This window comes from Streptomyces sp. NPDC006711, from assembly GCF_042869775.1.
Taxonomy (GTDB): domain Bacteria; phylum Actinomycetota; class Actinomycetes; order Streptomycetales; family Streptomycetaceae; genus Streptomyces.
This window is the reverse complement of the sequence record NZ_JBIAGO010000003.1, coordinates 571,281-596,015: the sequence shown is the minus strand read 5'-3', so window position 1 is coordinate 596,015 and position 24,735 is coordinate 571,281. Positions and strand designations below refer to the sequence as shown.

Below are 24,735 nucleotides of genomic sequence, written 5' to 3'. Positions count from 1 at the left end.
CCGCACCGGGGCCACCGGCCGCGCCCGCACCGGGGCCACCGGCCGCGCCCGCACCGGGGTCACCGGCCGCGCCCGCACCGGCCGGGGCGCTACCCGCACCGGCCGGTGCGTCACCTGCGCTGTGCGGGCGATCTGCGCGCGGGGGCGCCGTCGTCCATCAGCGCCTCCATGATGAGCCGCACACCCCGGGCGAGACGGCCGAGCTGTTCGAGCTCCATCGCGTACATCCTGATGGTGTTCTCGATGACGGCCGGGGCCACTCCGAGCGTGGGCAGTTCGGCGCGGCTGGTCTGGAGGGCCACGCGTACGGCGCGGATCTCGTGCTGCACCTGGATCTGGGCGTGCCGGGCCAGCAGGACGTGGTGACGTACGAGGGGGGAGTAGCCGGCGTAGCGGGCCGGCAGCAGGTCGCGCAGCCAGCGCGTGGCGGTGCGTTCCCAGTCACGGCTCCCCGGTGGCTTGACCTGACAGGGCCAGTCCGGGCTGAGCGTGGTGGTGGGGGCCGTAGGAGGCATGCTCGTCGCTTCCGATGGGTGGCGAACTCTGATCGAGAGGTGATGGGCGGCCCCGGCCCAGGGGTTGACCGGGGCCGCCACGGGCGGGCCGACGGATCCGACTGGCCGGAACGGACATCCGGCGCGACGTGAGGAGGGGGGCGTCACGCGGGGTGTTCGTTCACAGAGGGACTGGGGGTCGCTCTTCCTGGCGTGGGGGGATCGATGGCCGCCACGCCTCAGTAAACATATATACCGTTGAGTAAACAAGGGTATGAAAAAATTCATGCGCTGCCAGGGTGTGAAGATCCTGGGGACTCGCGGGGCGAATCGGCCCGTGAGGGAGGAATCGGAAGGCTGAGAGGCCCGCTAGAGGAAGAATCCGTGTTTGTCGGCGGCCTGCTCGTACTCCTCCAGCCGCGCCTGCGTGCGTTCCGGATCGGCGTCCGCCATCGCCTGGAGGATCGCGGCGGCCAGGACGCCCGGGGCCGCGTAGGAGTCGAACACCAACCGGGAGCCGGTGCCCGCGGTCAGGGCCACATCGGCCTCGTCGACCAGCGGACCGAGGGTGGTGTCCGTGACCAGCGCGACGCGCAGACCCGCGCTCCGCGCGGCTCGCAGCGCCGCCAGCGTCTCCTTGGCGTGCCGGGGCATCGCGAACGCCAGGACCCAGGTGCCGCCCGCCGAGCGGGATTGCAGCAGCGCGTCATAGGCGACGCTGCCGCCGCGCGTCACCAGCCGCACATCGGGGTGGATGCGCCGCGCCGCGTACGCGAAGTACTCCGCGAGGGACACCGAGATGCGCAGGCCGAGGACGGTCAGCGGGACCGACAGCGCCAGCTCGTGGCCGATCTCCAGGACCTGGGAGGTGTTGGCGACCAGGCGGCGCACCTGCTCCAGGTTCTCGATCTCGGCGTCTACCGCCGCCTGGAGCTCGTTGTGCCGGCTCTCGTCGCGGCCCTCGGGTGTGCCCGCGACCGCGCTCAGGGCGATCGGTTGCAGGGCCTCACGCAGCGCGGGATAACCGCTGTAGCCGAGCGAGGCCGCGAAGCGCGTCACGGAGGGCTGGCTCACGCCGACTCGTTCCGCGAGTTCCGTGATGGAAAGGAAGGCGGCGTCGGTGAGGTGGTCGATGAGGTACTGGGCGATGCGCCGTTGGCCGGGGGAGAGGCGGCGGCCGTCGAACAGGGCCCGGACGCGGTCGGACGGGACGCGCTCGTGGTCCGAGGGCTGCCCGCTCGGCGTGATCGCAGCCGACTGGGCGCGTACCTGCTGCCCCGATGACACCGACGGCCTCCTTCGCGAGCCATGTGTGCTCAAAACATAACCCACCCCTGGTGCGGACCAGGCCACATCTCACCCACTGACCTGGCCACTTCGGGCGCGTACGCGGATTCTTCGGAGACCGGAGTGGAGTCGGCCAGGTCGCTCGGCTCCGCGGGCCACGCCGGGAGGCGCGCCGGGGTGGGGGCGCAGGACGCACACCCGGTGGGGGTATGGTCGGGCCCCAGAACGCAGGATGCGTACGCACGAGGTTCCGTACATAAGAGGATCCGTACGCACGGCGTTCCGTACACAAGAGGATCCGTCCATACGTAAGGAGACCGGGGCAGTCATGGGCCGAGGGCGTGCGAGCGGGACGGGGACAGCCCGGCTGTTCGTCCTGTGTGCCGTCCTGCTCGGGCTCTTCTCCATGCACGGCGCTCCCGCGAGCGCGGCGGGCGGCTGCCACGGCGAGATGGCTATGGCGCCTCCCCCGTCCGCCGCCTCCATGAGCATGACGCACGCGACGGTCGCGGCCGAGCGGCAGGTCGCGCGGGCCGCGCCGGTGGTCACCGGGGCGCACGGGGAGACGTGTGTGTCGACCGGCGCCCGGGAGCGGCTGCCGCTGGCCGCCACCGGCCTGCTCGCCCTCCTCGCCCTGGTGGTTCTGGTGGTCGGCAAGCCCGCCGGGCCGTGGTCGTCGGGGCTCGCGACGGCGCGGCGCGGTCCACCGCGCGGCGGCAGAGGTCTGCTTCTCCAGGTGTGCGTCGCACGGACATGACAGGAACCGACCGGCCCGGCCCCCCGCCGGTCCGGCCGTCCGTCCTGCCCGTCTTCGCGCCCCGGCAAGGGCGCGCCCACCTGGAAAGAACGCTTCGATGACCGTTTCCCACGCCTCGACCGCCCACCCGTTCGCGTCACGTCCGGCCCGTCCGGCGCCCGGCCGCGCGCTCGCGGCCCTCGGCGCGGCCGCCGTCCTGGCTCTGACGCTGACCGCCTGCGGTTCCTCCGGCGGCTCCGAGTCCGGCCACCCGGCCACGCCCGGCACGCACCACGGCCCCGCCACCACGCCGTCCGCCGGGACCTCGGCGGCCGGCGGTCCGTTCAACAGCGCCGATGTGACGTTCGCTCAGCAGATGATCCCGCACCACCAGCAGGCCCTGGAGATGGCCCGGCTCGCCGACGGGCGCGCGGCCGACGGCGAGGTCAAGAACCTCGCGGCCGCGATCCAGAAGACCCAGGACCCCGAGATCGCCACGATGAAGGGCTGGCTGACGTCCTGGGGCAAGCCGTTGCCCTCGTCCTCGCCGATGGGGGACATGCCCGGGATGGACCACGGTTCGAGCGGCGCGTCCGGGATGCCCGGGATGATGTCCGACCGGGACATGGCCGACCTCACCGCCGCCAAGGGCAAGGACTTCGACAAGCGGTTCACCCGGCTGATGATCGGCCACCACCAGGGCGCGGTCACCATGGCCAAGGACGAGCAGAAGAACGGCGACAACCCCGACGCGAAGCGGCTCGCCGGCAACGTCATCGCGGCGCAGAACGCCGAGATCGAGCAGATGAACAAGATCCTGGCCCGCCTGAAGTAGGACGAGCGCGCGCGTGGGCGCCGGCCTCGCCCCTGGGAGGGGCCGGCACCCACGCACGACACCCACCTGTGCCACCCGCGTACGGCATCCACGGACGGCATCCACGTACGGCGGTACGTCATGCGCCAACTAGGCTTTGGCGTCCGGGGGTTGCCCCGCACGGTGCCGGGGAGGGGCCGGGCTCAAAATGAGCGGCAGATACACCTCGTCGACGATGTCGGTGATGACGTCGTCCGTCACGGGGGAGCCGAACAGCAGGAACTGGTCACGCAGCAGGTCGGTCGCGACCGTGGCCCGGCGGGAGTTCAGTACCGAAGAATCCACCTCGCCCCGCTGGACGGCCCGTTCGAGGACGACCCGCACGGCGGCGGGCCGGACGGTGTGGATCCGCTGGCGGATCAGCTCGGCCAGTTCCTGATCGCGGGTCATCTCCGCGAGGAGCCCGCGCATGATGTCGCCGAGCGGACTGGCCATCCTCGCCGCCATGCGCCGCAGCAGCTCCAGTACGTCGCCTCTGAGGTCGCCGGTGTCGGGGAGGTCGTCGTCGGAGAGCTTGCCCAACTTGCATGCGTCCACGACCAGTTGGGCCCGGCTCGGCCAGCGCCGGTAGACGGCCGCCTTGCCGGTCCTGGCCCGGGCCGCCACCCGCTCCATGGTCAGCGAGGCATAACCCGCCTCGGTGAGCTCGTCCAAGGTCGCCAGCAAAATGGCGCGTTCCAGTTCCTCGCCCCGGCGGCGGGGGCCTTTGCGGTGGTCAAGGGGTGTCTCGGTGGCCGATTCGGCGCTGTGGGGCACCTTGCCTCCCGCGTCTGTCCCATAGGGGCCGTTGCGTTCTCCAGGGGGGACAGCCTAGCCTCCCGATTAGAGAACTGTCCGTTCTTTAAAAGCGTCTGAGGTTTCGAGGGATTCGATGACCGAGATGACAGAGAAGACCACGACCATTCCCGCGCCCGAAGCTCCGGCCTTCCCGGCGGACCGCACCTGTCCCTATCAACTGCCCGCCACCTACCGTCAGTTGAGGGACGCCCCGGACTCGCTGCGTCCCGTGACGCTCTACGACGGCCGACGTGCCTGGGTGGTGACCAAGCACGAGACGGCGCGCGCCCTGCTCGCCGACCCCCGGCTGTCCTCCGACCGCACGCACGACGACTTTCCCGCCACTTCCCCGCGCTTCAAGGCCATCCGGCAGAACCGCCAGGCCTTCATCGGCTTGGACCCGCCCGAGCACGGGCCGCGCCGGCGGATGATGATCAGCGAGTTCACCGTCAAGCGCATCAAGGGCATGCGCCCCGACATCGAGCGCATCGTGCACGGCTTCATCGACGACATGCTCGCATCCGGTCCACCGGCCGATCTGGTCAGTCAGTTCGCGCTGCCCGTCCCCTCGATGGTGATCTGCCGACTGCTCGGTGTGCCGTACGCCGATCACGACTTCTTCCAGGACGCGAGCCGGCGTCTGTTGCAGGCCGAGGACGTCGAGGGCGCGTCCGCCGCGCGCGACGACCTCCAGCACTACCTGGACGGACTGATCACCAAGATGCAGTCCGAACCCGGCCCCGGCCTTCTGAACAAGCTGGTCACGCACCAGTTGGCGGAGGGCGGGATCGACCGCGAGGAGCTGATCTCCTCCGCGCTGCTGCTGCTCGTCGCCGGCCACGAGACCACCGCCTCGATGACCTCGCTCAGCGTGATCACCCTGCTCGAACACCCCGACCAGCACGCCGCCCTGCGGGCCGATCCGTCCCTGGTGCCGGGGGCGGTCGAGGAACTGCTGCGCGTTCTGGCCATCGCCGACATCGCGGGCGGGCGGCTGGCCACCGCCGACATCGAGATCGACGGGCAGGTGATCCGCGCGGGCGAAGGCGTGATCGTCACCAACTCCATTGCCAACCGCGACGCTTCGGTCTTCGAGGACCCGGACACGCTAGACGTGCGTCGCTCGGCCCGCCACCACCTGTCCTTCGGGTACGGGGTGCACCAGTGCCTGGGCCAGAACCTGGCCCGCCTGGAACTGGAGGTCATCCTCACCACGCTGTTCGACCGGATTCCGACCCTGCGCCTCGCGGTGCCCGTGGAGCGGCTGACGCTGCGCCCGGGCTCGACGATCCAGGGCGTCAACGAACTCCCGGTCACCTGGTGACCGGGGAGAAAGGTGGTGCCATGCGCGTCATCGCCGACCGGAACGTCTGCGTCGGCGCCGGACTCTGCGCGCTGACCGCGCCCGGCGTCTTCGACCAGGACGACGACGGCCTCGTCGAGGTGATCACGCCCGAACCCGAAGGCGCGGAGCAGGCTGCGGCCCGCCAGGCCGGAACCCTCTGCCCGTCGGGCGCGGTCCGGGTCACGCAGTAGCGGCGCGGTCCGGTCCGGCGGGGTGCCGCGCGGCGCGGTCCGGGTCACGCAATAGCGCCACGGCATCCGGCGCGGTCCCACCCTGCCTCGCGGCCGCGGCTCCCGCGGCTCCCGGGGCGGCCCGGTTCTCGGCCCGGGCCCGGGCCCTGGCTCGGCCCAGCCCGGCCCAGCCCGGGCCCGCTCGCTCGGCCCGGGCCCGCCCGGCCCAGCTTGGCCGAGCCCAGCCCAGCCCGGCTCAACCCCGACCGAGCCCGGGCCAGCTCAACCCCGACCAGGCTCGGCCCCGCCGACCTGGCTCGGCCCCGGCTCCGCCCCGGCTCGGCCCGAACCGCGTGCCGCCGTGGCGCACCGGGGTAACCACCCCCAGTACCGGGGTAACCACCCCCAGCGCCAAGGGGGTTGACCACCTACGGCCCCGCTAGGCCGGCCCCTCCTCGGGGTTCGCCCAGAGATGGTCGAGCGTGTCCACCACGAGGCGGCAGACGGTGTCCGGGTCGGCGCTCGCCAGCGGCTCCCGGGCCACGACCGTCCGCATGAGCCCGATGCCGAGCAGCCAGGCCATGGCCAGATCGGCGCGCAGGGCCCCGTCCTTGGCGCCCGAGAGCGCGGCCAGGGCGCTCTGGTACTGCTCGCCCAGCTCCCGCAGCGTCCCGGTCGCCTCGTCGCCCCGGCCGATGGAGCGCAGATACACCTCGAGCGAGCGGTCGGCCGAGCCGGCCGCGCTGCTGGACAGCATCGAGCGCAAGGCCGTCTCGAAGAGCTCTTCCGGTGGCGTGGCACGCAGTTGTTCCAGGCCGCCCCGCGCGACGACCTCCGTGAGCAGCCCCTGCTTGGACCCGAAGTAACGGAACAGCAGGGCCTGGTTGGCCCCGGCCCGCTCGGCGATCTCGCGGACGGTCACCCCCTCGTAGCCGCGCTCCGCGAACAGATCGCGGGCGGCGTCGAGCAGTCGGCGCCGGGTGGCTCCGGCGTCGCGGCGGCGCTCGCCGGTGGCCGGGCCGGGGGCTTGATCCATGGGGACATTCCTCTCAGACGGCCCGTCAGGATAACGGCCACAATGCGCCGTTGACCGCCCCGAGGGCCGGCCCTACCGTTGTAAGCAGCTGCTTACATCTGGGAGGCCGCAGTGACGACAGCCGACATCACCCCCCTCGCCTATCCCTTCAACACCGCCGACGGACTCCAGCTCGCCGACGCGTACGAGCGCGCCCGCGAGCTGCCCGGCCTGTTGAGGGTCCAGCTGCCGTACGGCGAGCCGGCCTGGCTCGTCACCCGCTACGCCGACGCCCGGCTCGTCCTCGGCGACCAGCGCTTCAGCCGAGCCGAGGCCGCCCTGCACGACGAGCCCCGCCAGTCCGAAGGGCGTACCGTCAGCGGGATCCTCGGCATGGACCCGCCGGACCACACCCGGCTGCGCTCCCTGGTGGCGCGGGCGTTCACCGTCCGCCAGGTCGAAAAGCTCCGTCCCCAGGTCCGCGAACTCATCACCAGCCTGCTCGACGACCTGGAGGAGGCGGGGCCGCCCGCCGACCTGGTGGACACCTACGCGCTGCCCCTGCCGGTGGCGGTGATCTGCCAACTGCTCGGCGTGCCCACCGAGGACCGCCCCCGCTTCCGGGTCTGGAGCGACGCGGCCCTGTCGACGAGCTCCCTGACGGCGGAGGAGTTCGAGGCCAACCGGGAGGAACTACGCGCCTATATGCGCGAGTTGATCGCCGTGCACCGCGAGGACCCTCAGGACGACCTGATGACGGCGCTCATCGAGGCGCGCGACGGCCGCGACCGCCTCTCGGAGCTCGAACTCGTCGATCTGTGCGTGACGATCCTGGTGGCGGGCCACGAGACCACCGCCTCCCAGATCCCCAACTTCACCCTCACCCTGCTGGAGAACCCCGATCAGCTGGCGCGGCTGCGGGCCCGGCCCGAACTCGTCGTGAACGCCGTGGAGGAGCTGTTGCGCTTCGTCCCCCTGGGAAGCGGTGCGGGCCAGGCCCGCTATGCCACCGAGGACATCGAAGTGGGCGGCACCCTGGTGCGGGCCGGCACCCCGGTCCTGGTCGCCGCCGGCGCCGCCAACCGCGACGCGTTGCGATTCAGCGCCCCCGGCGTGCTCGACATCACCCGGGACGGCAACCAGCACCTCGGTTTCGGCCACGGAGTGCACCACTGCCTCGGTGCCCCGCTGGCCCGGCTGGAACTCCAGGAGGCGCTGAGCGCCCTCATCACCCGCTTCCCCGGCCTGAAACTGGCCGGCGACGTGACCTGGAAGTCCGAGATGCTGGTCCGTGGACCGCGTGTCATGCCGGTCGCGTGGTGAGCGCCATGACCTGGACCGTACGCGTGGATCCGCAGCTGTGTCTGGCCTCGGGCATGTGTGCGGGAGCGGCCCCCGGCGTGTTCGCGCTGGACGGCGGGCACGCGCGGGTGCTGCCGGACGGCGTGGAACCGGACGAGCTGCTTCTGGACATCGCCGACGCCTGCCCCGCCCAGGCGATCACGGTGTCCGACGCGAGCGGCGTCATCGGACCCCGCCGCGACTGACACCAAGCACGCGGCTACTCGAAACGGGAGGTGTCGCCCGCTCCTCGGCGTACGATCTCCAGCTCGCCGCTGGAGAAGTCGAGCACCGTGGTCGGCTCGGTACCGCAGTCACCGGAGTCGAGGACGGCGTCCACCACGTGCTCAAGGCGCTCCTTGATCTCCCAGCCCTGCGTCATCGGCTCGTCCTCGTCGGGCAGCAGCAGGGTGCTGGAGAGCAGGGGTTCGCCCAGCTCCTCGAGGAGGGCCTGAGCCACGGCGTGGTCGGGGATCCGCACGCCGACGGTCTTCTTCTTCGGGTGCAGCAGCTGACGCGGCACCTCCCGGGTCGCGGGCAGGATGAACGTGTAACTGCCGGGCGTGGCCGCCTTGATCGCGCGGAACACGTCATTGTCGATCTGCACGAACTGACCCAGCTGGGCAAAGTTCTGGCACACCAGAGTGAAGTGATGGCGGTCGTCCAGGGCGCGGATCGACCGGATCCGGTTGATGCCGTCGCGGCTGCCCAGCTGGCAGCCCAACGCATAGCAGGAGTCGGTCGGGTAGGCGACGAGCGCGCCGGAACGGATGCTGTCCGCCACACTGCTGATGGTGCGCCGCTGAGGGTTGTCGGGGTGCACGTCGAAGTACTTTGCCATCCGCCGAGTCTAAGGTCCCGGCTGCTGAGCGGCCCGCCCACCGGGGGCGGGGCGCCCCGCGCGCCCCGCCTGCCGGGGCCCGGCCTCACCCCGGCGAGCCCCCGCGAAGGCCGCGCACCAGGTCGCGGGGCAGGCCGTGGGTGTCGTGCAGATAGTGGTAGTCCTCCTCGTCGAGGCCGTGGGAGAAACGGGGCTGGGACAGGACGCGCCTGCCCCGCTCAAGGAGCCGGGTGAAGCGCCGCTCCTCGTCGAGCAGCACCTCACGGACCTCGCCAGGGAGCCGGCTCTGACCGAAGTGGCCGAGCGTGTGCTGGAACAGCTCCCCGGGCAGATCCCCGAGTGTCCGGGAGGGATCGGCCTCCCACAGCGTGGTGAGCACTCGCCGGATCAGCCGGCGCAGGACGTACCCGCGCCCGGTGTTGGACGGCGGCACGCCGTCGCCGATCACCACGATGGCCGACCGCACATGGTCGACGACCAGACGCAGCGACGGTTTCTCCAGCGGCCACAGCGATGGCACCGTACGCATCCACGGCTCGAACAGGTCGATCTCGAAGACCGACCTCTTGCCCTGGAGGACGGCGGCGAGCCGTTCCAGGCCGAGACCGGTGTCGACGTTCGGCCGGGGCAGCGGGCCGAGGGTGCCGTCGTCGCCGCGCCGGTAGCGCATCATCACGTGGTTCCATACCTCCACCCATCGCTCGTCGCCCATCGGTGTCGACCGGGGCGGGGTGTCTCCCGTCCAGATGAAGATCTCCGAGTCGGGCCCGCAGGGACCGGTCGGCCCGTTGGACCACCAGTTCTCCCGCGTGGTCAGCTCGACCGGCACCCCGCGCTCCTCCCAGGTCCGCAGGGAAGCGGTGTCGGGTCCGGCGTCCTGGTCTCCGCCGAAGACCGTGGCGTGCAGCAGCTTCGGGTCCACGCCGAAGCCGTCGACGAGCAGGTCGTGGCCCCAGGCGATGCTCTGCGAGCCGTCGTAGTCGCCGAGCGACCAGGTGCCCAGCATCTCGAAGACCGTCAGATGCGTGGTGTCGCCCACCTCGTCCAGATCGGTGGTGCGCAGACAGCGCTGCACATTGACCAGCCGCCCGCCGGACGGGTGGGAGCGGCCCTCCAGATACGGGGTGAGCGGATGCATGCCGGAGGTGGTGAACAGCACGGGGTCCTGCGGAGGCGGCAGCAGGTCCGATCCCGTGATGCGCCGGTGGCCCCGGTCCTGGAAGTACTCGACGAAGGTGGCGATGACGCGCTCGGTGTCCATGTCCGCGGATCCTTTGGTGCGGGGCGGCCGGGAGCGGCACCGCGGCAGGGGACGCGTGACAGGGATCCACAAGGAGAATCCGACCATCCACCGACGGGCCGTTTCCGGTCGCCGGGGGAGAGGGGTGAGGTCAGACGGCGGCAACCGGCGAGCTGGTCGCTCGCGCGGTCGGGGCGCCGATACAGATGATGACCTTCATGCCCTCCACGGTACTGCGGCGGGCGGCCGGTCCGCATCCGAATTGCGCTCGCCCCCAGGGCCCCGCGTCCTTGGTCACTTCACGAACCGCACCTGCGGGAAGCGCTCGGAGGGACCGTCGAGCAGAGGGCGGTCCTGGCCCCTCAGCCAGCGGTCGAAGAAGGCCGACACATATGCCTCCTGTGCGGCCACCGAACGCCCCGGCTCAACGGTGCCTATGTTGGCGGCGACGGTCTTCCCGGAAAGCCCCAACGGGCCGGCCAGCTGCGGTATTTCGGACTGGAGGTCGGTATAGCTCGCATGCTCGGCGCCGGTGAGAGTCAGGTCCCTCAGCCACCCGCTGCTGTGCCGCCACGCCGCGTCCCAGGACGCGACCGTGTGGTGATTGTCCCCTTCCTTGCCCATCAGCAGCAGGGGCCGGTCGACGCCGTCCACTCCGACCGAGGACGGGTTCGCCCGGTCGTCGTCGCGCTGGGTGTAACCAAGGACACCGTCCAGGTCGGCCGCCGCCTTGACGCGCCGGTCGTCGTGCAGGCTCTGCGCGGCCGTGAACCCGCCTGCGGACTGCCCGAACATCCCCACGGTGGCGAGGTCGAGCGCCCCGCGCAGCTGACCGGGAAGCTGCCCCAGCCGGTCCAGGACGAACCGCGTGTCCGCCACGCGCACCGCCATGGTCTTCTTCAACAGCGCGGTGACCTGCTCGTCGCCGCCCTTGGCCGCCTTGTCGAACTCCTGCGGCAGCACGGACTTCTCCACACGCCCGCCCGGGAACTCGACCGCCGTCGCGTCGTAGGTGTGGTCGATCATCACCACCACATAACCCCGTGACGCGAGATCGTCGCACAGGGTCGTGCCCAGGCTCCGTGGATCCGCGGCGCCGGGCGAATACAGCACCACGGGGAATCCGTGTGCGCCGTGCGCCGCGATCGGCGCCCCCTCATACGCATGGCTTCGCGTGGCCGCCCAGTCGACCCGGCCCTTCGGTATGTCCGTGAGATTGTTCAGCGCGTCGAACCCGGCCGCCTCGCCCGGCGACATCTGCGGCGCCCTTGAATGGCCGGCGACATCACGTGCGGGGTAGCGGACACTCACCATCAGCTCCCGGTGGGGACGCGAGCCCACCCACGGGTCGGGGCGGCTGTCATCGGTGAGGTGCAGTGCTGTCGTGCCGACCGGATACGGTCCCGTCGGCGCGGGCAGTGTCACCCGCGCCCGCGCCGACGACGGGGCTCCACCGACAGCCGGAGCGACGCAGCCCAGGCACGCGGCGGCGGTCAGTGCGACGGCGGACAGGAATGCCTTGCGGGGGAGTGAACTGGTCATGAGGCAAGGCTGGCTCAGCGGCCGCCTCCACACCATCGTGGAGCCCCCCGCGCGAGGGGTTCGGATTTCCCGAACCCCCGCGCGCCCCGGCGCAGACCGCCCCGGCACAGACCGCCCCGCCGTATACCGCGCCGGCGCAGACCGCTCACGCGAGGGGCGTACGGCAGCGGACCCGGCGAGGGGGCGGCTCCCTGATGGGGGGAGTACCAGGGGGCGGCCGTACCCCCTCGCCGGGCGCCTCCCCGGTGGCGGCGAGGCCGGCCTGGAACTCCCGCGGTCGCCCTGCCGGATGCGCCTGCCCACCGGGAGTACGTGGTGGTGCGTGCCGTGCGGATGGATCGGGCGGTCCCGCCCCGGCGTTCAGGAGGGCCCCCGTCCGGTACGTCCTTACCCTCGCAGCGCCCGGGGGCCCTGTACAGATGGATTCTGGACGCCGACGTACGGAATCCGCAGCACGCCGGGCGGCGCTTCAACTCCCGTACGCACCAAACGTGTTGGGGCCCGGTCTCAGATTTCCGGCCCGCCGAGCCAGCGGTCGGCCGCGCGCTCGAACGCGACGGGGTCCGGGACGCGCTCGCCCGCCCAGGCGACCACGCCGTCGGGCCGGACAAGGACGGCGCCGAGGCCGAGGTCGTCGTCAACCGGGCCCGCCACGTACCGGATCCGGCCCTCGCGGTCCTTGGCCGAACCGCTCAGACGGTGATCGGTGCTGAAGTCGAGCGCGACCGCGCGTCCGTCCCGCAACAGGTCGCCGATGTGCCTGCCGTCCTTGAGGCGGAAGTCCGGGACGCTGCGCCCCGCCAGGGGGTGTTCGTCGCCGAGGTCGTAGCGGACCCACGTCCCCGAAAGCCGCGTGAACACATAGGCGGTGCCGTCGCCGGTCCCGATGAGGTCGCGCACCACGCCCTTGAGTGCCTGGCCGATCGGGCCGGGCTGCATGACCGCCACCTGGGCGCGCGACCAGTCGAGCACGGCCGCCCCGACCGGATGGCGCTCAGCGCTGTACGTGTCCAGCAGCCCATCCGGCGCGTCCTTGCGCACGGTCGCCGCGAGCTTCCACCCGAGGTTCATGGCGTCGCCGATGCCGAGGTTGAGCCCCTGCCCGCCGAGCGGGGAGTGGATGTGGGCGGCGTCCCCCGCCAGCAGGACGCGCCCGCGCCGGTAGCTCGGCACCTGCATCGAGCGATCGGTGAAACTGGAGGCGAGGCGGACGTCGCTCAAGGTCACGTCGGTGCCCGATATGCGGCGCAGGACCTCCTGGAGGTGGTCCCGGGTCGGCGGCCGCGAGCGGTCGAACGCGCCGCCGTCGAAGTCCATCATGGCGATGTATCCCTGCCCGAGCCGCAGGTACATGCCCCGGGGGGTGGGGACGAACCCGAAGCTCAGCTCCTCGGAGTCGGCGATCGTGCCCTCAAGGACGTATCCCGTCAACTGCGGCCCGGTGCCGGCGAATTCGAAGCCGGCGAGACCGCGCACCGTGCTGCGGCCGCCGTCGCAGCCGACCAGCCAGCGCGCCGCGTACTCGTCCTCGCCGGCCCGGGCCACCACACCCTCGTCGTCCTGGGTGAGGCCGGACACCGCGACGCCGTACCGGACCTCCACACCGAGCCGGGCGGCCCGCTCGGCCAGCAGGGTCTCGACCGCTTCGAGGTCGGTCGGCATGCGCAGCGGCGCCGGGCTCGGCAGCCAGAACGGCAGGGCGGTGACATCGACCTTCGCCGGGTCGAGCAGCATGCCCGCGAAATGGCCCCCGGCGCGCGGGGCCCCGGGGGTGTCCGCGCCGGGGGAGGTGCCCGGTCCTGCGACGGGGCCGAAGACCTCGTGCGTACCGGAGGCCGCCACCAGGTCGTCCAGCATTCCGCGGCGGTAGAACCCCTCGACCGACGCGGCGGACAGACCCCGCAGCCCGAGCGGCTTCGCCTTGAGCGGGGAACGGCCCTGGGGCTCCCGCTCCAGGACCAGGACGGAACAGCCCGCGAGGCCGAGTTCGCAGGCGAGGAACAGGCCGACCGGGCCTGCGCCCACGATCACTACGTCATGCATGAGGGGTCCCCTTCACCGACGGCCGGGTGGACCCCCGGCCTGACCCCTTTGAAGGTGCCGGCCCCCGCCGACACCGGACCGACAACCGCCGACACCCCGCCGACACGGGCGGGCGGGTGGACCGTGGGCCCGGTGCGGCCGTGGCTCACTTGCCAGGGCGCGCCAGCAGGAGCTCGGTGTTGTGGTCGATGGAGGCGCCGAGCCGGGCGGCCGGGGTCGCACAGGGATCGTTGTACGCCAACTCGCGGTACAGCGCGGCGAGTCCGCGGTCGGAGGTGTCGGCGAAATCCGTCGTGTAGGGCGCGGCGGACTCGATGAGGGTCGTGAACAAGGAGAGCGTGCCGTCGCCGTTGTCCGCGATCTCGATGATCCGGGCATGCTGGGGAAAGTCGACGTGCGACGCGGTGTTGATCTCCCAGAAGGCGCGCTCGGGGACCGCGTGGCCGTGCGGGGTGATCCGGTTCTCGTGGGTGTGTCCGTTCACCCAGGCCACCACGTTCGGGTAGCGCTGGAGCAGCGAGACCAGGGCGTTGCCGTCGTGACGCCCCTCGAACGGGTGGTACGGGTCCGGCAGCAGGTTGCCCATCGTGGTGCTGGTGTGGTGGCTGAACAGCACGATGAGCGAGTCGCCCGACCCGCCGCGCACCACGTGCCCGTCGCTGTCGTACCAGTGGCCGCTGTGGGACTTGAGGACCGATTCGAGCCAGTTGAGCTGAGCGGTGCCGAGCGAACCGTCCGCGAAACCGGCCCTGTTGGTGGTGTCCAGGCTGATGCCGAGCACCCCATCGGCGAGCGGGAAGGTGTAGTACAGGTGGCCGCTGCTCGCGGCGTCGGAGGTGAAACCGTGGCCGACCGGCCCGGCTCCGGCGTACGCCGGGTTCAGGTGTGCCTTGGCGAACTCGGCCGGGCTGAAGGGCCGGCGGCGCTCGTCGGGGGTCACCTTGCGTATCGCGCCGCCGTTGCCGAGCAGCTTGCCGAGCAGGAGCACCGCCTGGGCCGGGTCGTGGCGCAGGGCGTAGGCGAGCTTCGCCGCGGTGGCGTCGTCGCAACCCTCGATCTTCCGGTCGCCGGTGTACAGATCGTTCAGGAGGCCGAGGTCGGGCAGGCTGCCCTCGATGCTGTCGTCGTGGTTGCCGACGGTCGTGTACCAGGGCATGTCGAGCCCCGGCGCGTCGAAGGGACGGGTGGCGCCCGTCAGGAAGCCGGGGATCTGAGGGAGTCCCTTGGCCTTGTAGGTGTCCTGGAAGGACAGCTCGGGGTTCCAGTAGGAGGCGCTGCCGGAATCCTGCACACCCTCGTACCGGGTGGCGTCACCGCTGCTCGGGGTGACGCGGCCGCCGCTCATGACCGTCAAGTACCAGTCGAGTTCGATGAGTTCGTGGTTGTCGGTGTTGTCGCCGGTGGCCATCACCGTGCTGAAGGGCAGTCCGGTGTACGGCCCCTGGCGCACCGCGTTGACGCGCTCCACCAGAGAGGACGCGCCGCGCACCGTGAGGGCTTCCTGCGGGCGGTAGGCGCTGTCGTTGTACTGCGCCAAGTACTCGAAGCGCACCGGCGACTCGGTGTCGGCCAGGTGCAGATCGGTGAACTGGACGAAGGAGGCGAGCCCGGTGCGGCGGTCGTCGCGCCCGGTCACGGCGCCCGCCAGCTCGCCCCGGACCACCAGCGGCCAGCCGGGCCCCGCCACCAGGCGCTTGTACGCCCCGGTGCCCACGGGCGCCGCGGCCTGCTCCAGGGTCGTGCCGCCGGTGCGCACCGCACGCGCGGCGGTGACCGCCATGGCCCGGTCCTGCGCGGTCGCCGACCACAACGCGGCTCCCGCGGCCGCCGCGGACATCCGCGTAACGAACTGACGGCGGCTCATCCCGCGCATCTGCAATCCCCCTGCTGGTGCTGACAGTCGATGGCGCGCGGCCCTCGGGCACGGCGCGCGGCCACACACTACTGGCGAGTATTCGCCGGTGCGGGCACCGGGGGGAAACTTGGGGGAAACAAGAGAGGACGGCGCGACGGCGCGGCCGGTGGCGACGACGCCCCGCACGGGGTGCCGTCGCCACCGGCCGACGGTGCGGAACGGCCGTACCGAGGCCTCAACGCCCGCTGGTCAGGCGGCTGTTGAGACACGTTGAGGCCTCGGGCGGGCTCACTTGCAGTACGGAACGGGCGCCAGGTTCTGCACATAGCGTGCGGCGACCCAGCCGGCCCTGCCCGCTCCGAGCCGGTACCAGAGGCTGTTCCCGTCCACGTTCTGGCCGGTCTTCTTGCACTGGAGCGCGGTGACCGTGCCGTTGGGCAGCAGGGTGATCCGCTTGGAGGTGGTGTTCGCCTCCTGGTGGACCCACAGGCCGCCGTTGGCGACGACCCGGCCCTTGGGTTCGGCGGCCGGTGCGGGCGCGGACGCGGGCGCGGGTGCCTGCCGGACGGAGGGTGCGGAGTCCTTCGGTGCCGCCGACGCGCCGCCGGCGCCGAGCAGGATTCCCGAGCCGGCGAGGGCCGCCACGGCGCCCGCGACGGCAACGCGGCGCATGCCAGATACGTACACGCTGTTCCCCTTTCATTCCCTTTGGGATGTACGCCCTGTAAGACAGTCGATCGCACCGATCCGTTCCACCCGGATCCAAGAACTTCCTTTCCGCGCGGGGCAGTTGATGTGCCTTTTCGTGGGGCGCGCGCCGTCCCGGCAGGGAATGATGCGGCCCTGTCACCACCCTTGCTTCGGAAGGATGCCGTCACATGCTCGGTAGAAGAGGCGCGTTGCTCGCCGCTGTCGTCCTGATCCCGCTCGCCACGGCCACGCAGGCCGGCGCGGCCGCCGCCGCCCCCGCGCCGGCGGCCGCCTGCGCCTACACTCCGGCCGTCCCCGCCGACAACTACAAGGGGATACCGGACTTCGACCCGGTCAAGGCGGCCAGGCCGTTCAGCGCCACCTTGCGCACCAGCCAGGGCGCCATCACCTTCAAGGCGCTCACCGACAAGGCGCCGTGCACCACCAACTCCTTCCGCTTCCTCGCCCAGCGGCACTACTTCGACGGCACGCACTGCCACCGGCTCACCACCGCGCGCCTGTACGTCCTTCAGTGCGGCGACCCGACCGGCACGGGCAGCGGCGGGCCCGGCTACTCCTTCCCGGACGAGAACCTGACCGGGGCCACCTATCCGGCCGGGACGGTGGCGATGGCCAACGCGGGACCCAACACCAATGGCAGCCAGTTCTTCTTCGTCTGGAAGGACACCAAGCTCTCGCCCGCCTACACCCCGTTCGGCAAGGTCACGGCGGGGCTCGACGTGCTGCAGAAGATCGCGGCAGGCGGCGAGGACGACCAGAACGGGCCCGGCGACGGCTACCCCACGCTGCCGGTGAACATCAAGCGCGTCCAGATCAAGAAGATGTGATCGAGGCCCGGTGCGTGGTGCGGCTTCGTGCGTGGCGCAGGCCCGCGCGCACCACGCACGGGGCCGGGCGGTGAGCGGCGTGAAAGTCGCTCGCCGCCCGGCCCCTGGGGTGCTCGGAACGGTGTTTTCCGCGGCCGCTAGTCGGCGGCGAGGCGGTCACTCAGCCATTGCAGCGACGGCGGGATCTCCCGCAGCCACGTGTTGAAGTTGTGGCCGCCGGACGCGAGCGTGATCGAGGAGACGTGCGCGGGGTGCTTGACCTTCGCGATGAACTTCTGCGTCTCGCGGAAATTGCCCTCGCCCTGGTGCGATGTGGTGAGCAGGAAGGAGGAGTTGCCCTGCGGCAGGTGGTCGAGCGCCCACAGGAGATCGGAACGATTCTCCTCGCGCTTGTTGCCGTGGAAGAGGTCACCGGACTGCATGTCCACGTCCGGCTTGTAGTCGGCGGAGAGGCCGACGCCGGCCGCGTACGCCTCGGGGTGCTCCAGGGCGATCTTCAGGGCGCAGTAGCCGCCTGTCGAGTCCCCGATGAAGCCCCAGTTGCGGGCCTTGGTGCCGACGCGGTACGTACCGGAGATCGCCTTGCGCAGGTCGTCGGCGAAGAACGTCTCCGTCTGGGGGCCGCCAGGGATGTCGACGCACTGGGTGTTGCGCGGCGGTGCGACGGTCGGCCGCATCATCACCAGGATCATGGGCTGCGACTTCTTCTGCTTGGACAGGGTCCACGCCGTCTTCGGGTAGTGCAGCCCCTTGATCAGGTTCTCGGCGGTGCCGGGAAAACCGGTCAGCACCACGGTCGCCGGGAACGAGGTGTGCTCGTAGCCCTTCTGGAAGTACTCCGGCGGCAGATAGACGTAGGCCGGGGTGACGATGCGGGAGCGCTCTCCCTGCACCGAGACCTTCTGCACCTCACCGCCTATGCTCGGCTTCCCGGCGCCCGGCACATCGACCTTCTGCTTCCCGGCGACCGTTATCCCCGGGCTCGCGGTCGCCTTCGCGTCGAGGACCCCCACGCCGTCCTGCCGGCCGAACAGGTCTGCCCACGAGTCGTAGAAGAGGAACGTCTTGTTGGCCGCGAGACCCACGGAGGAGAAGAGCAGCAGCTGGACGGCGCACATCATGCCCACCCGGCCGAGCACCGGCCGCCATCCGCGCCCCGCCAGCCGTGGCCACTGCCATACGACGAGGAGGGACAGCAGGACCGTGGCGAGCACGGCCGTTGCCAGAGCGGTGGTACTTGTCAGCCCCATGGGATCCAGAACACTCTCTGCAAAAGGTCGTCCTGGACGCGGCGCCCCGGGGGCGTCGTCCAGGTGCACCGCCTCGCGGTGCGCACCGAAGTAGACCGCGATCGGGCGTGATCCGTTCCCTTGCGATCGTCCACCTTTCACTCGCGTACGGAATCGGGTGGATTTGCGGCACGTCTTCGGTGGCGCAGGCGGCGCGGGCCGCCCGTTACGGCGTGGATCCGGTGCCGGTGCGAGCCGCCGGCTCGGCCTTGTGGAGGCGGGCTGCGGCGGCCCGCTCGTCGGCGGGCGCCAGCCAGAAGTAGAGCGGCGGCAGGCCCAGTTCGACGCCCATCAGGACGAGCTGGAACCAGTCGGGGCGCCCCAGGGCCGCCCAGGACACCAGCCTGCTCGCGCCGCCGAGGAAGAAGACACCGGCGAGCAGGCGTACGGCCTTCGAGGGGATCGGCGACTGCCGTGCCACCCAGATCCACGCCAGTCCGTACCCGAGGAAGATCGCGGCGAAGAAGCGCATGAGGCTGTCCACGGTGGGGCCCGGAGAGCCGGCTCCGGGCACTGTGCGCATGCCGAACACCAGATGGGTGGCGCCGATCGCCACGTCGGCGATGCCCATCGCCCAGGAAAGCCACTTCAGGAGCCTGGCCATGTGCGGTCCCCTTCCGCCTTAGTAGGCAAGTGTCTACTAAGGCGACGATAAGTTCGCCAGTAGACACGCGTCAAGTAATCTGGGGCCGGTGACCGCGCGCCGCAGGATGAACCCCGATGAGCGCCGCAGACAGCTGCTCGACGTCGGAGCCCGCCTGTTCGCGGCCGGCCCCTACCCGGACGTCCGGATGGAGGACGTCGCCGAACAGGCCGGTATCTCCCGGGCGTTGCTCTACCGGTACTTCCCCAACAAGACCGCTCTGTTCGCCGCGATCTTCCAGGAGGCATCCGACCGGCTCCTGGCCGAAACCCGGATCGACCCGGCGGGCTCCCTCGTGGAGCAGCTGTCCGCCGGGCTCGATCTGCACTTCGACTACTTCGCCGCGAACAGGAACACGGTGCTGGCCGCGAACAGGGTGCTCGCGGGCGACCCGGTGATCCAGGCGATCATCAACGACGAACTCGCCGAGCTCAGCCGGCGCGTACTCGACGCCACAGGCCTTGAGGGCGCCGCGAGGAAGGCGGTGTTCGCCACGCTGACGAGCTGGCTGGTCTTCGTGCGCGCGCTGTGCGTGGAGTGGCTGGACGGCGAGCCGTTCACCCGGGCCGAGCTGCACGCGATGTCGGTGGGCGCCCTGCGCGGGGCGCTGGGCGCCGTCACCGACGTCGACCGGCTGCTTGGGGGCAGGGACGGCTGACCCGCGAGGCCCGGCGGATGTGCCGGGCCCGGGCCGCGCGCCGCACGCTCAGCCGAGCGCGGGCGCACCGCCGGGACGTTCGAACTGGGTGCGGTACAACTCCTGGTAGCGGCCGCCCAGTTCGAGCAGGGAGCCGTGCGTGCCGCGCTCCACGATCCGGCCGTCCTCGACGACCAGGATGAGATCGGCGGAGCGCACCGTGGAGAGCCGGTGCGCGATGACCACCGCCGTGCGCCCTTCAAGGGCCTCGCCGAGCGCTTCCTGGACGGCCGCCTCGGATGTGTTGTCGAGGTGGGCCGTGGCCTCGTCGAGGATGACGACGCGCTGGCGGGCCAGGAGCAGACGCGCGATGGTGAGCCGCTGGCGTTCGCCGCCCGAGAGCCGGTAGCCGCGCTCACCGACCACGGTGTCGAGTCCGTCGGGCAGGGAGGCGACCAGGCCGTCGAGACGGGCGCGGCGCAGCGCGTCCCACAGGTCGTCCTCGACCGCGTCGGGCCGGGCGAGCAGCAGGTTGGCGCGGACCGACTCGTGGAAGAGGTGGCCGTCCTGGGTCACCATGCCGATCGTGTCCCGGATGGAGTCGGCGGTCAGGTCCCGTACGTCGATGCCACCGAGGCGCACCGTGCCCGCGTCGGCGTCGTACAGCCTCGGCAGGAGCTGGGCCACCGTCGACTTGCCCGCGCCCGACGAGCCGACCAGGGCCACCATCTGTCCCGGCTCGGCCCGGAAGGAGACGCCGTGCAGCACCTCGGTGCCGCCCCGGGTGTCCAGGCTCGATACCTCTTCGAGCGAGGCGAGCGAGACCTTGTCGGCCGACGGGTAACCGAAGCGCACCTCGTGGAACTCCACGGACACCGGCCCCGGGGGAACCGCCCGCGCGCCCGGCTTCTCGGCGATGAGCGGTTTCAGGTCCAGCACCTCGAAGACCCGCTCGAAGCTGACCAGCGCGCTCATCACCTCAACCCGCGCCCCGGCCAGCGAGGTGAGCGGCGCGTAGAGCCGGGTCAGGAGGAGCGCGAGGGAGACGACCGAGCCCGCTTCGAGGGTGCCGCGCAGCGCGTAGTACCCGCCGAGCCCGTACACCAGGGCGAGAGCGAGGGCCGACACGAGGGTGAGGGCGGTGATGAACGCGGACTGCGCCATCGCCGTACGGACCCCGATGTCGCGCACCCGGCGCGCCCGCGCGGCGAATTCGGCGGACTCGTCGGCCGGGCGCCCGAACAGCTTGATCAAGGTCGCGCCCGGCGCCGAGAACCGCTCGGTCATCCGGGTGCCCATCGCGGCGTTGTGCTCCGCCGCCTCCCGTTGCAGCCGCGCCATCCGCGTGCCCATGCGCCGCGCGGGCAGCACGAACACGGGCAGCAGCACCAGCGCGAGGAGGGTGATCTGCCAGGAGATGCCGAGCATCACGGCGAGCGTGAGCAGCAGCGTGACCAGATTGCTGACCACACCCGACAAGGTGTTGCTGAACGCCCGCTGGGCGCCGATCACGTCGTTGTTCAGACGGCTGACCAGCGCGCCGGTCCGGGTCCGCGTGAAGAACGCCACCGGCATCCGCTGCACATGGTCGAAGACGGCGGTGCGCAGGCCGAGGATCAGACCCTCACCCAGGGTGGAGGAGAGCCACCGGCTCACGATGCCGAGCGCTGCCTCGGCCACGGCGATCACGGCGATGAGCAGGGCGAGGCGGGTGACGGTCCCGCTCTGTTTGCCGCCCACGATCGCGTCGACCACCCGTCCCGCGAGCAGCGGAGTGGCCACCGCGAGCAGGGCCGTGGCGACGCTCACGACCAGGAAGTAGACGATGCGCCGCCGGTGCGGGCGGGCGAACGCGGCGATGCGGCGCAGGGTGGCCCGGTTGAAGGGGCGCTTGTCCTGCTGCGCGTTCATGACGTTGTGGAGCTGTGTCCACGCGGTGGCTTCCATACTCATACGAGGAACGTACGACCTCGACCACGCTTGAGGTCAACGTGTGCGCGGCGTGCGGCCGGGGCGCGACTGTGCCCCGGAACCGGGCATGCGGTTCCGGGGCGGAGCGACGCGGTCGGTCCGGTCAGTTGGTCTTGCAGGTGTTGCCGCTGTCCGGGTTGAGCAGCCCGATGATGTCGATGGTGTTGCCGCAGATGGGAAGGTCGACGTCGACGGGGATCTGGATGTTGTCACCGGACAGCACGCCGGGGGAGTTGCCGGTGACGCCGATCGGATCCGGGTCGGCGGCGGACGCGGCGCCCGCGGCGCCCATTACGGCGGTGGCAGCCAGGAACGTTGCGGCGAGTGCGGAACGGATACGCACGATTTCCTCCAGTTTGTGGGGAATGCTTATGGAAAGCCTCACCGGGGTTGCCGTCCGGCGAAAGTCGCGTGACCCGTTGGGGTGAGGGGGCGAGCGAATCATGTGTTACCGGTACGTAGGTTGATCACTCGGTCCGGACCCGGCAGGGGAGCGGCGCGGGGTGTCCGGGACGGCCCCGCAGGGAAGTTGGCCGCACCGGTCCGAAGTCCCCTGCCTTACCCGGGGTTTATTCGGCCGCGCAGCGCCCACACGTAGAGAGACCCCCTGGAGAGGGGGCCGTTCACCGACGGGAAGGCAGGCCATGTCCAGTGGTGTCGTCATCATCCTGATAGCGATCGTGGTGATCGTTGTCGCGGCGGTGGTCATCGGTGTGCTCCGCGCACGCCGGGGCGGTGGCGGACTGCGCCGCCGGTTCGGGCCCGAGTACGAGCGGACCGTCGCCCAGCACCACGGCGACGTCAAGGCCGCGGAGAAGGACCTTGATGAGCGTGTCCGCCGGTACGGCGGCCTCAAGGTCGAGCCGCCGTCGGCCGCGGACCGTGCCCGGTACGCCGCCGAATGGGCCAGGATCCAGGAGGAGTTCGTCGACTCGCCCGCGCGGGCGGTCGCCGACGCGGAGGCGCTGCTCGGCCGGCTCGCCCAGGAGCGGGGCTTTCCGGACGGCTCGTCGGAGGAGCGCTTCGCGGCGCTCTCGGTGCACCACCCCGACCACCTCGACAGTTACCGCAGGATCCAGGGCGCGGCCCACAACGCCGATGGGCGCCGCCGCAGTACGGAAGAGCTGCGCGAAGCTCTCGTAGGGGCCCATGAGTTCTTCGCCGTACTCGCCGGGGAGCGCCGTGGGAACAAGGCCGGGGGGCTGCCGCCGCGAAGCGGCCGGCACGCGTCCCCGGAAGCAATGCGACACCGTGACATCGCCCGAGGGAGCGAATCATGACTCACGCCGATCAGCCCGTACCCGAGCGTCCCGCGTCGGACCGGTCCGCGCCCGCAGGGCCCATACCCGAGCGGCCCCTGACCGGTCAGGCCGGATTCGACCGGGGCGCGTCCGAGCCGTCCGCGTCCGGCACAGCCGTGGGTGACCCGAGGTCCGGTGTCGGCCCGGCCGTGGCGGACCCGGCAGGGCCGCCCGGGGCAGGCGCGCCCGAGGAGCCCGCGCCCGGCCGGCCGGGCGCCGACCGGGGCGCTCACGGGGGAGGAGTGAGCGAGCCGCCCGCCGTCGGCCAGGACATCCGCGAGGGGTCCGCCCCTGGGCAGGGCCCGCGCGAGGAGTTCGCCGCCGGCCAGGACCTCCGCGAGGGGGTGGCCCCTGGCCGGACCGTGCCCGAGCAGGGGGCGCCGGGGTACGAGGGCGCGTACGGAGCCGGGGCCGGGGAGGCCGACGTGCTGCGGCCGGGCGAGCGCGACAAGCTGCGGCACAGCCTCCAGCAGGCGGTCGGCACCTTCGTGGACGAGCCGCGCGCGGCCGTGGAGGAGGCCGCCTCTGCGGTCGACTCGCTCGCCGAGCAGATCATCGAGTCCCTTGGCGAACGGCGCGGCGCCCTGCGCGCACAGTGGCAGGACGCCTCCGGCGGGGCGGCCACCGAGGACCTGCGCATGGCCCTGCGCGAATACCGCCGGCTCGCCGAGCGCCTGCTCGATTTCTGACTCCTGGGTTCCGCCTCCCGGGTTCCGCCTCCCGGCTTCCGGCTCCCGGCTTCCGGCGAGCGCACACCGGACAGGGCGAGGCGCCCACCGGACACCCCGCTGTGCTGTGCGGTGCCGTCCCCGGCACCGCACAGCACGGCGACCCGCGTCCCTGAACGGTCAGACCCGTCCACGACACCCCATCCACCTCACCCCTACAACAGCAACCACAGCCACAACCACCGCACCCCACCGAGGAGTTGGACATGGCAAGACGCTATGGCGGAAATCCCGCGGCGACCGGCATCCTGGTCATCGCGGACATCATGGCCCTGATACTGGTCCTGTGGATCGCCTTCTTCCTCGTCGACGCCAACACGGCCAACGACGTCGTGTCGTGGGTCCGCAGCGCCGCCGACTGGCTCTCGGGCTGGTCGCGGGACATGTTCCACATCAGGTCCGACACCTGGCGCACGATCGTCAACTACGGCCTGCCCGCAGTGGTCTACCTGCTGATCGGCCACGCGGTGGCCGGCCGGGTCAACCGCTCCTGACGCTCCGCTCAGCCGGTGAGGGCGAGGTAACGGCCATAGGCGTCCCGGCTGTCCGAGACGAACGTCAAGGCCCCCATGGATTCCCGCAGTTCGTGGCCGGTCAGCCACCCGTGCCAGGCGACCTCGGCCGGGTCGGGGGCCACGTCGCCCTCCTCCACCAGCGCTTCGTGCACCGCGAACCAGTAGGGACCCAGCTCGCCCTCGCACAGGAATCGGAACAACGGCCGCACCTCCGCCTCGACCCCCAGCTCCTCGTGCAGTTCCCGGCGCGCCGCGTCCTCGTAGGACTCGCCCACCCCCACCGCGCCCGCCACCAGCCAGCTGTACTGGCCCGGGAACCGTGAGCTGGTGTCGGGGCGCCGGTGCACCAGGTAGCGTCCCCGCGCGTCGCGGCACAGCACCATGGCCATCCGGTACAGCCACCCCTCGCGCACGGCCCGATTCCGCTCGACCACGCCGATGACGCGGTCCTGTTCGTCGACCCGCTCCACAAGTTCGCCCATGGTCCGATCCTCCACGATTGCGCCGGTGGAGTGGCGGGCGGCCCCGTTCGCGGCGGTGGGGGCGGGCCTCA

26 protein-coding genes are annotated in these 24,735 nt (G+C 71.4%); 11 read left to right on the top strand and 15 right to left on the bottom strand.

Features of this window, described 5'->3' with window-relative positions; all coding sequences use genetic code 11:
* Positions 1–110: 110 nt before the first annotated feature.
* Complete coding sequence (locus ACFYM2_RS10390) at positions 111–515, bottom strand: hypothetical protein (RefSeq protein WP_350228868.1); 405 nt, start codon at positions 513–515, stop codon at positions 111–113.
* A 348-nt stretch (positions 516–863) separates the two neighbouring features.
* Complete coding sequence (locus ACFYM2_RS10385) at positions 864–1,781, bottom strand: MurR/RpiR family transcriptional regulator (RefSeq protein WP_388459578.1); 918 nt, start codon at positions 1,779–1,781, stop codon at positions 864–866.
* Between the two features lie 328 nt (positions 1,782–2,109).
* Between ACFYM2_RS10385 and ACFYM2_RS10380 the strand changes: the two genes are divergently transcribed.
* Positions 2,110–2,538 (top strand): hypothetical protein, encoded by a 429-nt coding sequence (locus tag ACFYM2_RS10380; protein WP_388459577.1) that lies wholly within the window; start codon positions 2,110–2,112, stop codon positions 2,536–2,538.
* A gap of 97 nt (positions 2,539–2,635) precedes the next feature.
* Positions 2,636–3,352: a DUF305 domain-containing protein gene (locus ACFYM2_RS10375; protein WP_359006183.1), complete on the top strand. Its 717-nt coding sequence runs from the start codon at positions 2,636–2,638 to the stop codon at positions 3,350–3,352.
* A gap of 129 nt (positions 3,353–3,481) precedes the next feature.
* Here ACFYM2_RS10375 and ACFYM2_RS10370 read toward each other — a convergent pair whose 3' ends face one another.
* Complete coding sequence (locus tag ACFYM2_RS10370) at positions 3,482–4,147, bottom strand: TetR/AcrR family transcriptional regulator (RefSeq protein ID WP_388835033.1); 666 nt, start codon at positions 4,145–4,147, stop codon at positions 3,482–3,484.
* A 124-nt stretch (positions 4,148–4,271) separates the two neighbouring features.
* Here ACFYM2_RS10370 and ACFYM2_RS10365 point away from each other — a divergent pair, with 124 nt between their 5' ends.
* Both ACFYM2_RS10365 and ACFYM2_RS10360 read left to right on the top strand, forming a co-directional pair.
* The gene (locus ACFYM2_RS10365; protein WP_388835030.1) at positions 4,272–5,492 is read left to right on the top strand and encodes a cytochrome P450; all 1,221 of its coding nucleotides are present in this window, start codon (positions 4,272–4,274) and stop codon (positions 5,490–5,492) included.
* 20 nt (positions 5,493–5,512) lie between these two features.
* Positions 5,513–5,704 (top strand): (4Fe-4S)-binding protein, encoded by a 192-nt coding sequence (locus ACFYM2_RS10360; protein ID WP_359006192.1) that lies wholly within the window; start codon positions 5,513–5,515, stop codon positions 5,702–5,704.
* 418 nt (positions 5,705–6,122) lie between these two features.
* Here ACFYM2_RS10360 and ACFYM2_RS10355 read toward each other — a convergent pair whose 3' ends face one another.
* Positions 6,123–6,719, bottom strand: coding sequence for a TetR/AcrR family transcriptional regulator (locus ACFYM2_RS10355; RefSeq protein WP_388835026.1), 597 nt, complete (start codon positions 6,717–6,719; stop codon positions 6,123–6,125).
* Between the two features lie 111 nt (positions 6,720–6,830).
* Here ACFYM2_RS10355 and ACFYM2_RS10350 point away from each other — a divergent pair, with 111 nt between their 5' ends.
* Entirely contained in the window at positions 6,831–8,021 is a 1,191-nt protein-coding gene (locus ACFYM2_RS10350; RefSeq protein WP_358999150.1) for a cytochrome P450, read from the top strand.
* A gap of 5 nt (positions 8,022–8,026) precedes the next feature.
* A complete protein-coding gene (locus ACFYM2_RS10345) occupies positions 8,027–8,245 on the top strand; it encodes a ferredoxin (protein ID WP_358999147.1) in 219 nt (72 codons plus the stop codon).
* A gap of 14 nt (positions 8,246–8,259) precedes the next feature.
* Here ACFYM2_RS10345 and ACFYM2_RS10340 read toward each other — a convergent pair whose 3' ends face one another.
* The 6 genes from ACFYM2_RS10340 to ACFYM2_RS10315 all read right to left on the bottom strand — a co-directional run bounded on the left by ACFYM2_RS10340 (position 8,260) and on the right by ACFYM2_RS10315 (position 16,232).
* Positions 8,260–8,880 carry an L-threonylcarbamoyladenylate synthase gene (locus ACFYM2_RS10340; protein ID WP_350228854.1) on the bottom strand — a complete coding sequence of 207 codons (621 nt, stop codon included), beginning with the start codon at positions 8,878–8,880 and terminating at the stop codon, positions 8,260–8,262.
* An 85-nt stretch (positions 8,881–8,965) separates the two neighbouring features.
* Entirely contained in the window at positions 8,966–10,141 is a 1,176-nt protein-coding gene (locus tag ACFYM2_RS10335) for an alanine--tRNA ligase-related protein (RefSeq protein WP_388835022.1), read from the bottom strand.
* A gap of 273 nt (positions 10,142–10,414) precedes the next feature.
* Positions 10,415–11,662, bottom strand: a complete 1,248-nt coding sequence (locus ACFYM2_RS10330) for an alpha/beta hydrolase family protein (protein ID WP_388835019.1) — start codon at positions 11,660–11,662, stop codon at positions 10,415–10,417.
* Between the two features lie 507 nt (positions 11,663–12,169).
* Positions 12,170–13,705, bottom strand: coding sequence for an FAD-dependent monooxygenase (locus tag ACFYM2_RS10325; RefSeq protein ID WP_388835016.1), 1,536 nt, complete (start codon positions 13,703–13,705; stop codon positions 12,170–12,172).
* Positions 13,706–13,850: 145 nt separating this feature from the next.
* The gene (locus ACFYM2_RS10320; protein WP_388835013.1) at positions 13,851–15,578 is read right to left on the bottom strand and encodes a TIGR03767 family metallophosphoesterase; all 1,728 of its coding nucleotides are present in this window, start codon (positions 15,576–15,578) and stop codon (positions 13,851–13,853) included.
* Positions 15,579–15,848: 270 nt separating this feature from the next.
* Positions 15,849–16,232, bottom strand: coding sequence for an SH3 domain-containing protein (locus ACFYM2_RS10315; protein ID WP_358999132.1), 384 nt, complete (start codon positions 16,230–16,232; stop codon positions 15,849–15,851).
* Positions 16,233–16,438: 206 nt separating this feature from the next.
* Between ACFYM2_RS10315 and ACFYM2_RS10310 the strand changes: the two genes are divergently transcribed.
* A complete protein-coding gene (locus ACFYM2_RS10310; RefSeq protein WP_388835009.1) occupies positions 16,439–17,098 on the top strand; it encodes a peptidylprolyl isomerase in 660 nt (219 codons plus the stop codon).
* Between the two features lie 137 nt (positions 17,099–17,235).
* Here ACFYM2_RS10310 and ACFYM2_RS10305 read toward each other — a convergent pair whose 3' ends face one another.
* Together ACFYM2_RS10305 and ACFYM2_RS10300 are read right to left on the bottom strand one after the other, a co-directional pair.
* Positions 17,236–18,348, bottom strand: coding sequence for an alpha/beta hydrolase-fold protein (locus ACFYM2_RS10305; RefSeq protein WP_358999127.1), 1,113 nt, complete (start codon positions 18,346–18,348; stop codon positions 17,236–17,238).
* 205 nt (positions 18,349–18,553) lie between these two features.
* Positions 18,554–18,991 carry a DUF4345 domain-containing protein gene (locus ACFYM2_RS10300; RefSeq protein ID WP_358999125.1) on the bottom strand — a complete coding sequence of 146 codons (438 nt, stop codon included), beginning with the start codon at positions 18,989–18,991 and terminating at the stop codon, positions 18,554–18,556.
* Between the two features lie 88 nt (positions 18,992–19,079).
* Here ACFYM2_RS10300 and ACFYM2_RS10295 point away from each other — a divergent pair, with 88 nt between their 5' ends.
* Positions 19,080–19,688, top strand: coding sequence for a TetR/AcrR family transcriptional regulator (locus ACFYM2_RS10295; RefSeq protein ID WP_388835005.1), 609 nt, complete (start codon positions 19,080–19,082; stop codon positions 19,686–19,688).
* Between the two features lie 48 nt (positions 19,689–19,736).
* Here the strand turns inward: ACFYM2_RS10295 and ACFYM2_RS10290 are convergent, their stop codons facing one another.
* Positions 19,737–21,620 carry an ABC transporter ATP-binding protein gene (locus ACFYM2_RS10290; protein ID WP_388835002.1) on the bottom strand — a complete coding sequence of 628 codons (1,884 nt, stop codon included), beginning with the start codon at positions 21,618–21,620 and terminating at the stop codon, positions 19,737–19,739.
* 121 nt (positions 21,621–21,741) lie between these two features.
* Positions 21,742–21,981, bottom strand: coding sequence for a chaplin (locus tag ACFYM2_RS10285; RefSeq protein ID WP_350228843.1), 240 nt, complete (start codon positions 21,979–21,981; stop codon positions 21,742–21,744).
* A 301-nt stretch (positions 21,982–22,282) separates the two neighbouring features.
* Between ACFYM2_RS10285 and ACFYM2_RS10280 the strand changes: the two genes are divergently transcribed.
* The 3 genes from ACFYM2_RS10280 (at position 22,283) to ACFYM2_RS10270 (ending at position 24,161) form a co-directional block, all read left to right on the top strand.
* The gene (locus tag ACFYM2_RS10280) at positions 22,283–22,918 is read left to right on the top strand and encodes a hypothetical protein (RefSeq protein WP_358999116.1); all 636 of its coding nucleotides are present in this window, start codon (positions 22,283–22,285) and stop codon (positions 22,916–22,918) included.
* Complete coding sequence (locus ACFYM2_RS10275; protein WP_358999113.1) at positions 22,915–23,628, top strand: hypothetical protein; 714 nt, start codon at positions 22,915–22,917, stop codon at positions 23,626–23,628. The genes ACFYM2_RS10280 and ACFYM2_RS10275 overlap by 4 nt, the downstream gene beginning before the upstream one ends.
* 245 nt (positions 23,629–23,873) lie before the next feature.
* The gene (locus ACFYM2_RS10270) at positions 23,874–24,161 is read left to right on the top strand and encodes a hypothetical protein (protein ID WP_358999110.1); all 288 of its coding nucleotides are present in this window, start codon (positions 23,874–23,876) and stop codon (positions 24,159–24,161) included.
* A gap of 8 nt (positions 24,162–24,169) precedes the next feature.
* Here ACFYM2_RS10270 and ACFYM2_RS10265 read toward each other — a convergent pair whose 3' ends face one another.
* A complete protein-coding gene (locus ACFYM2_RS10265) occupies positions 24,170–24,664 on the bottom strand; it encodes an NUDIX domain-containing protein (protein WP_358999107.1) in 495 nt (164 codons plus the stop codon).
* Positions 24,665–24,735 lie beyond the last annotated feature (71 nt).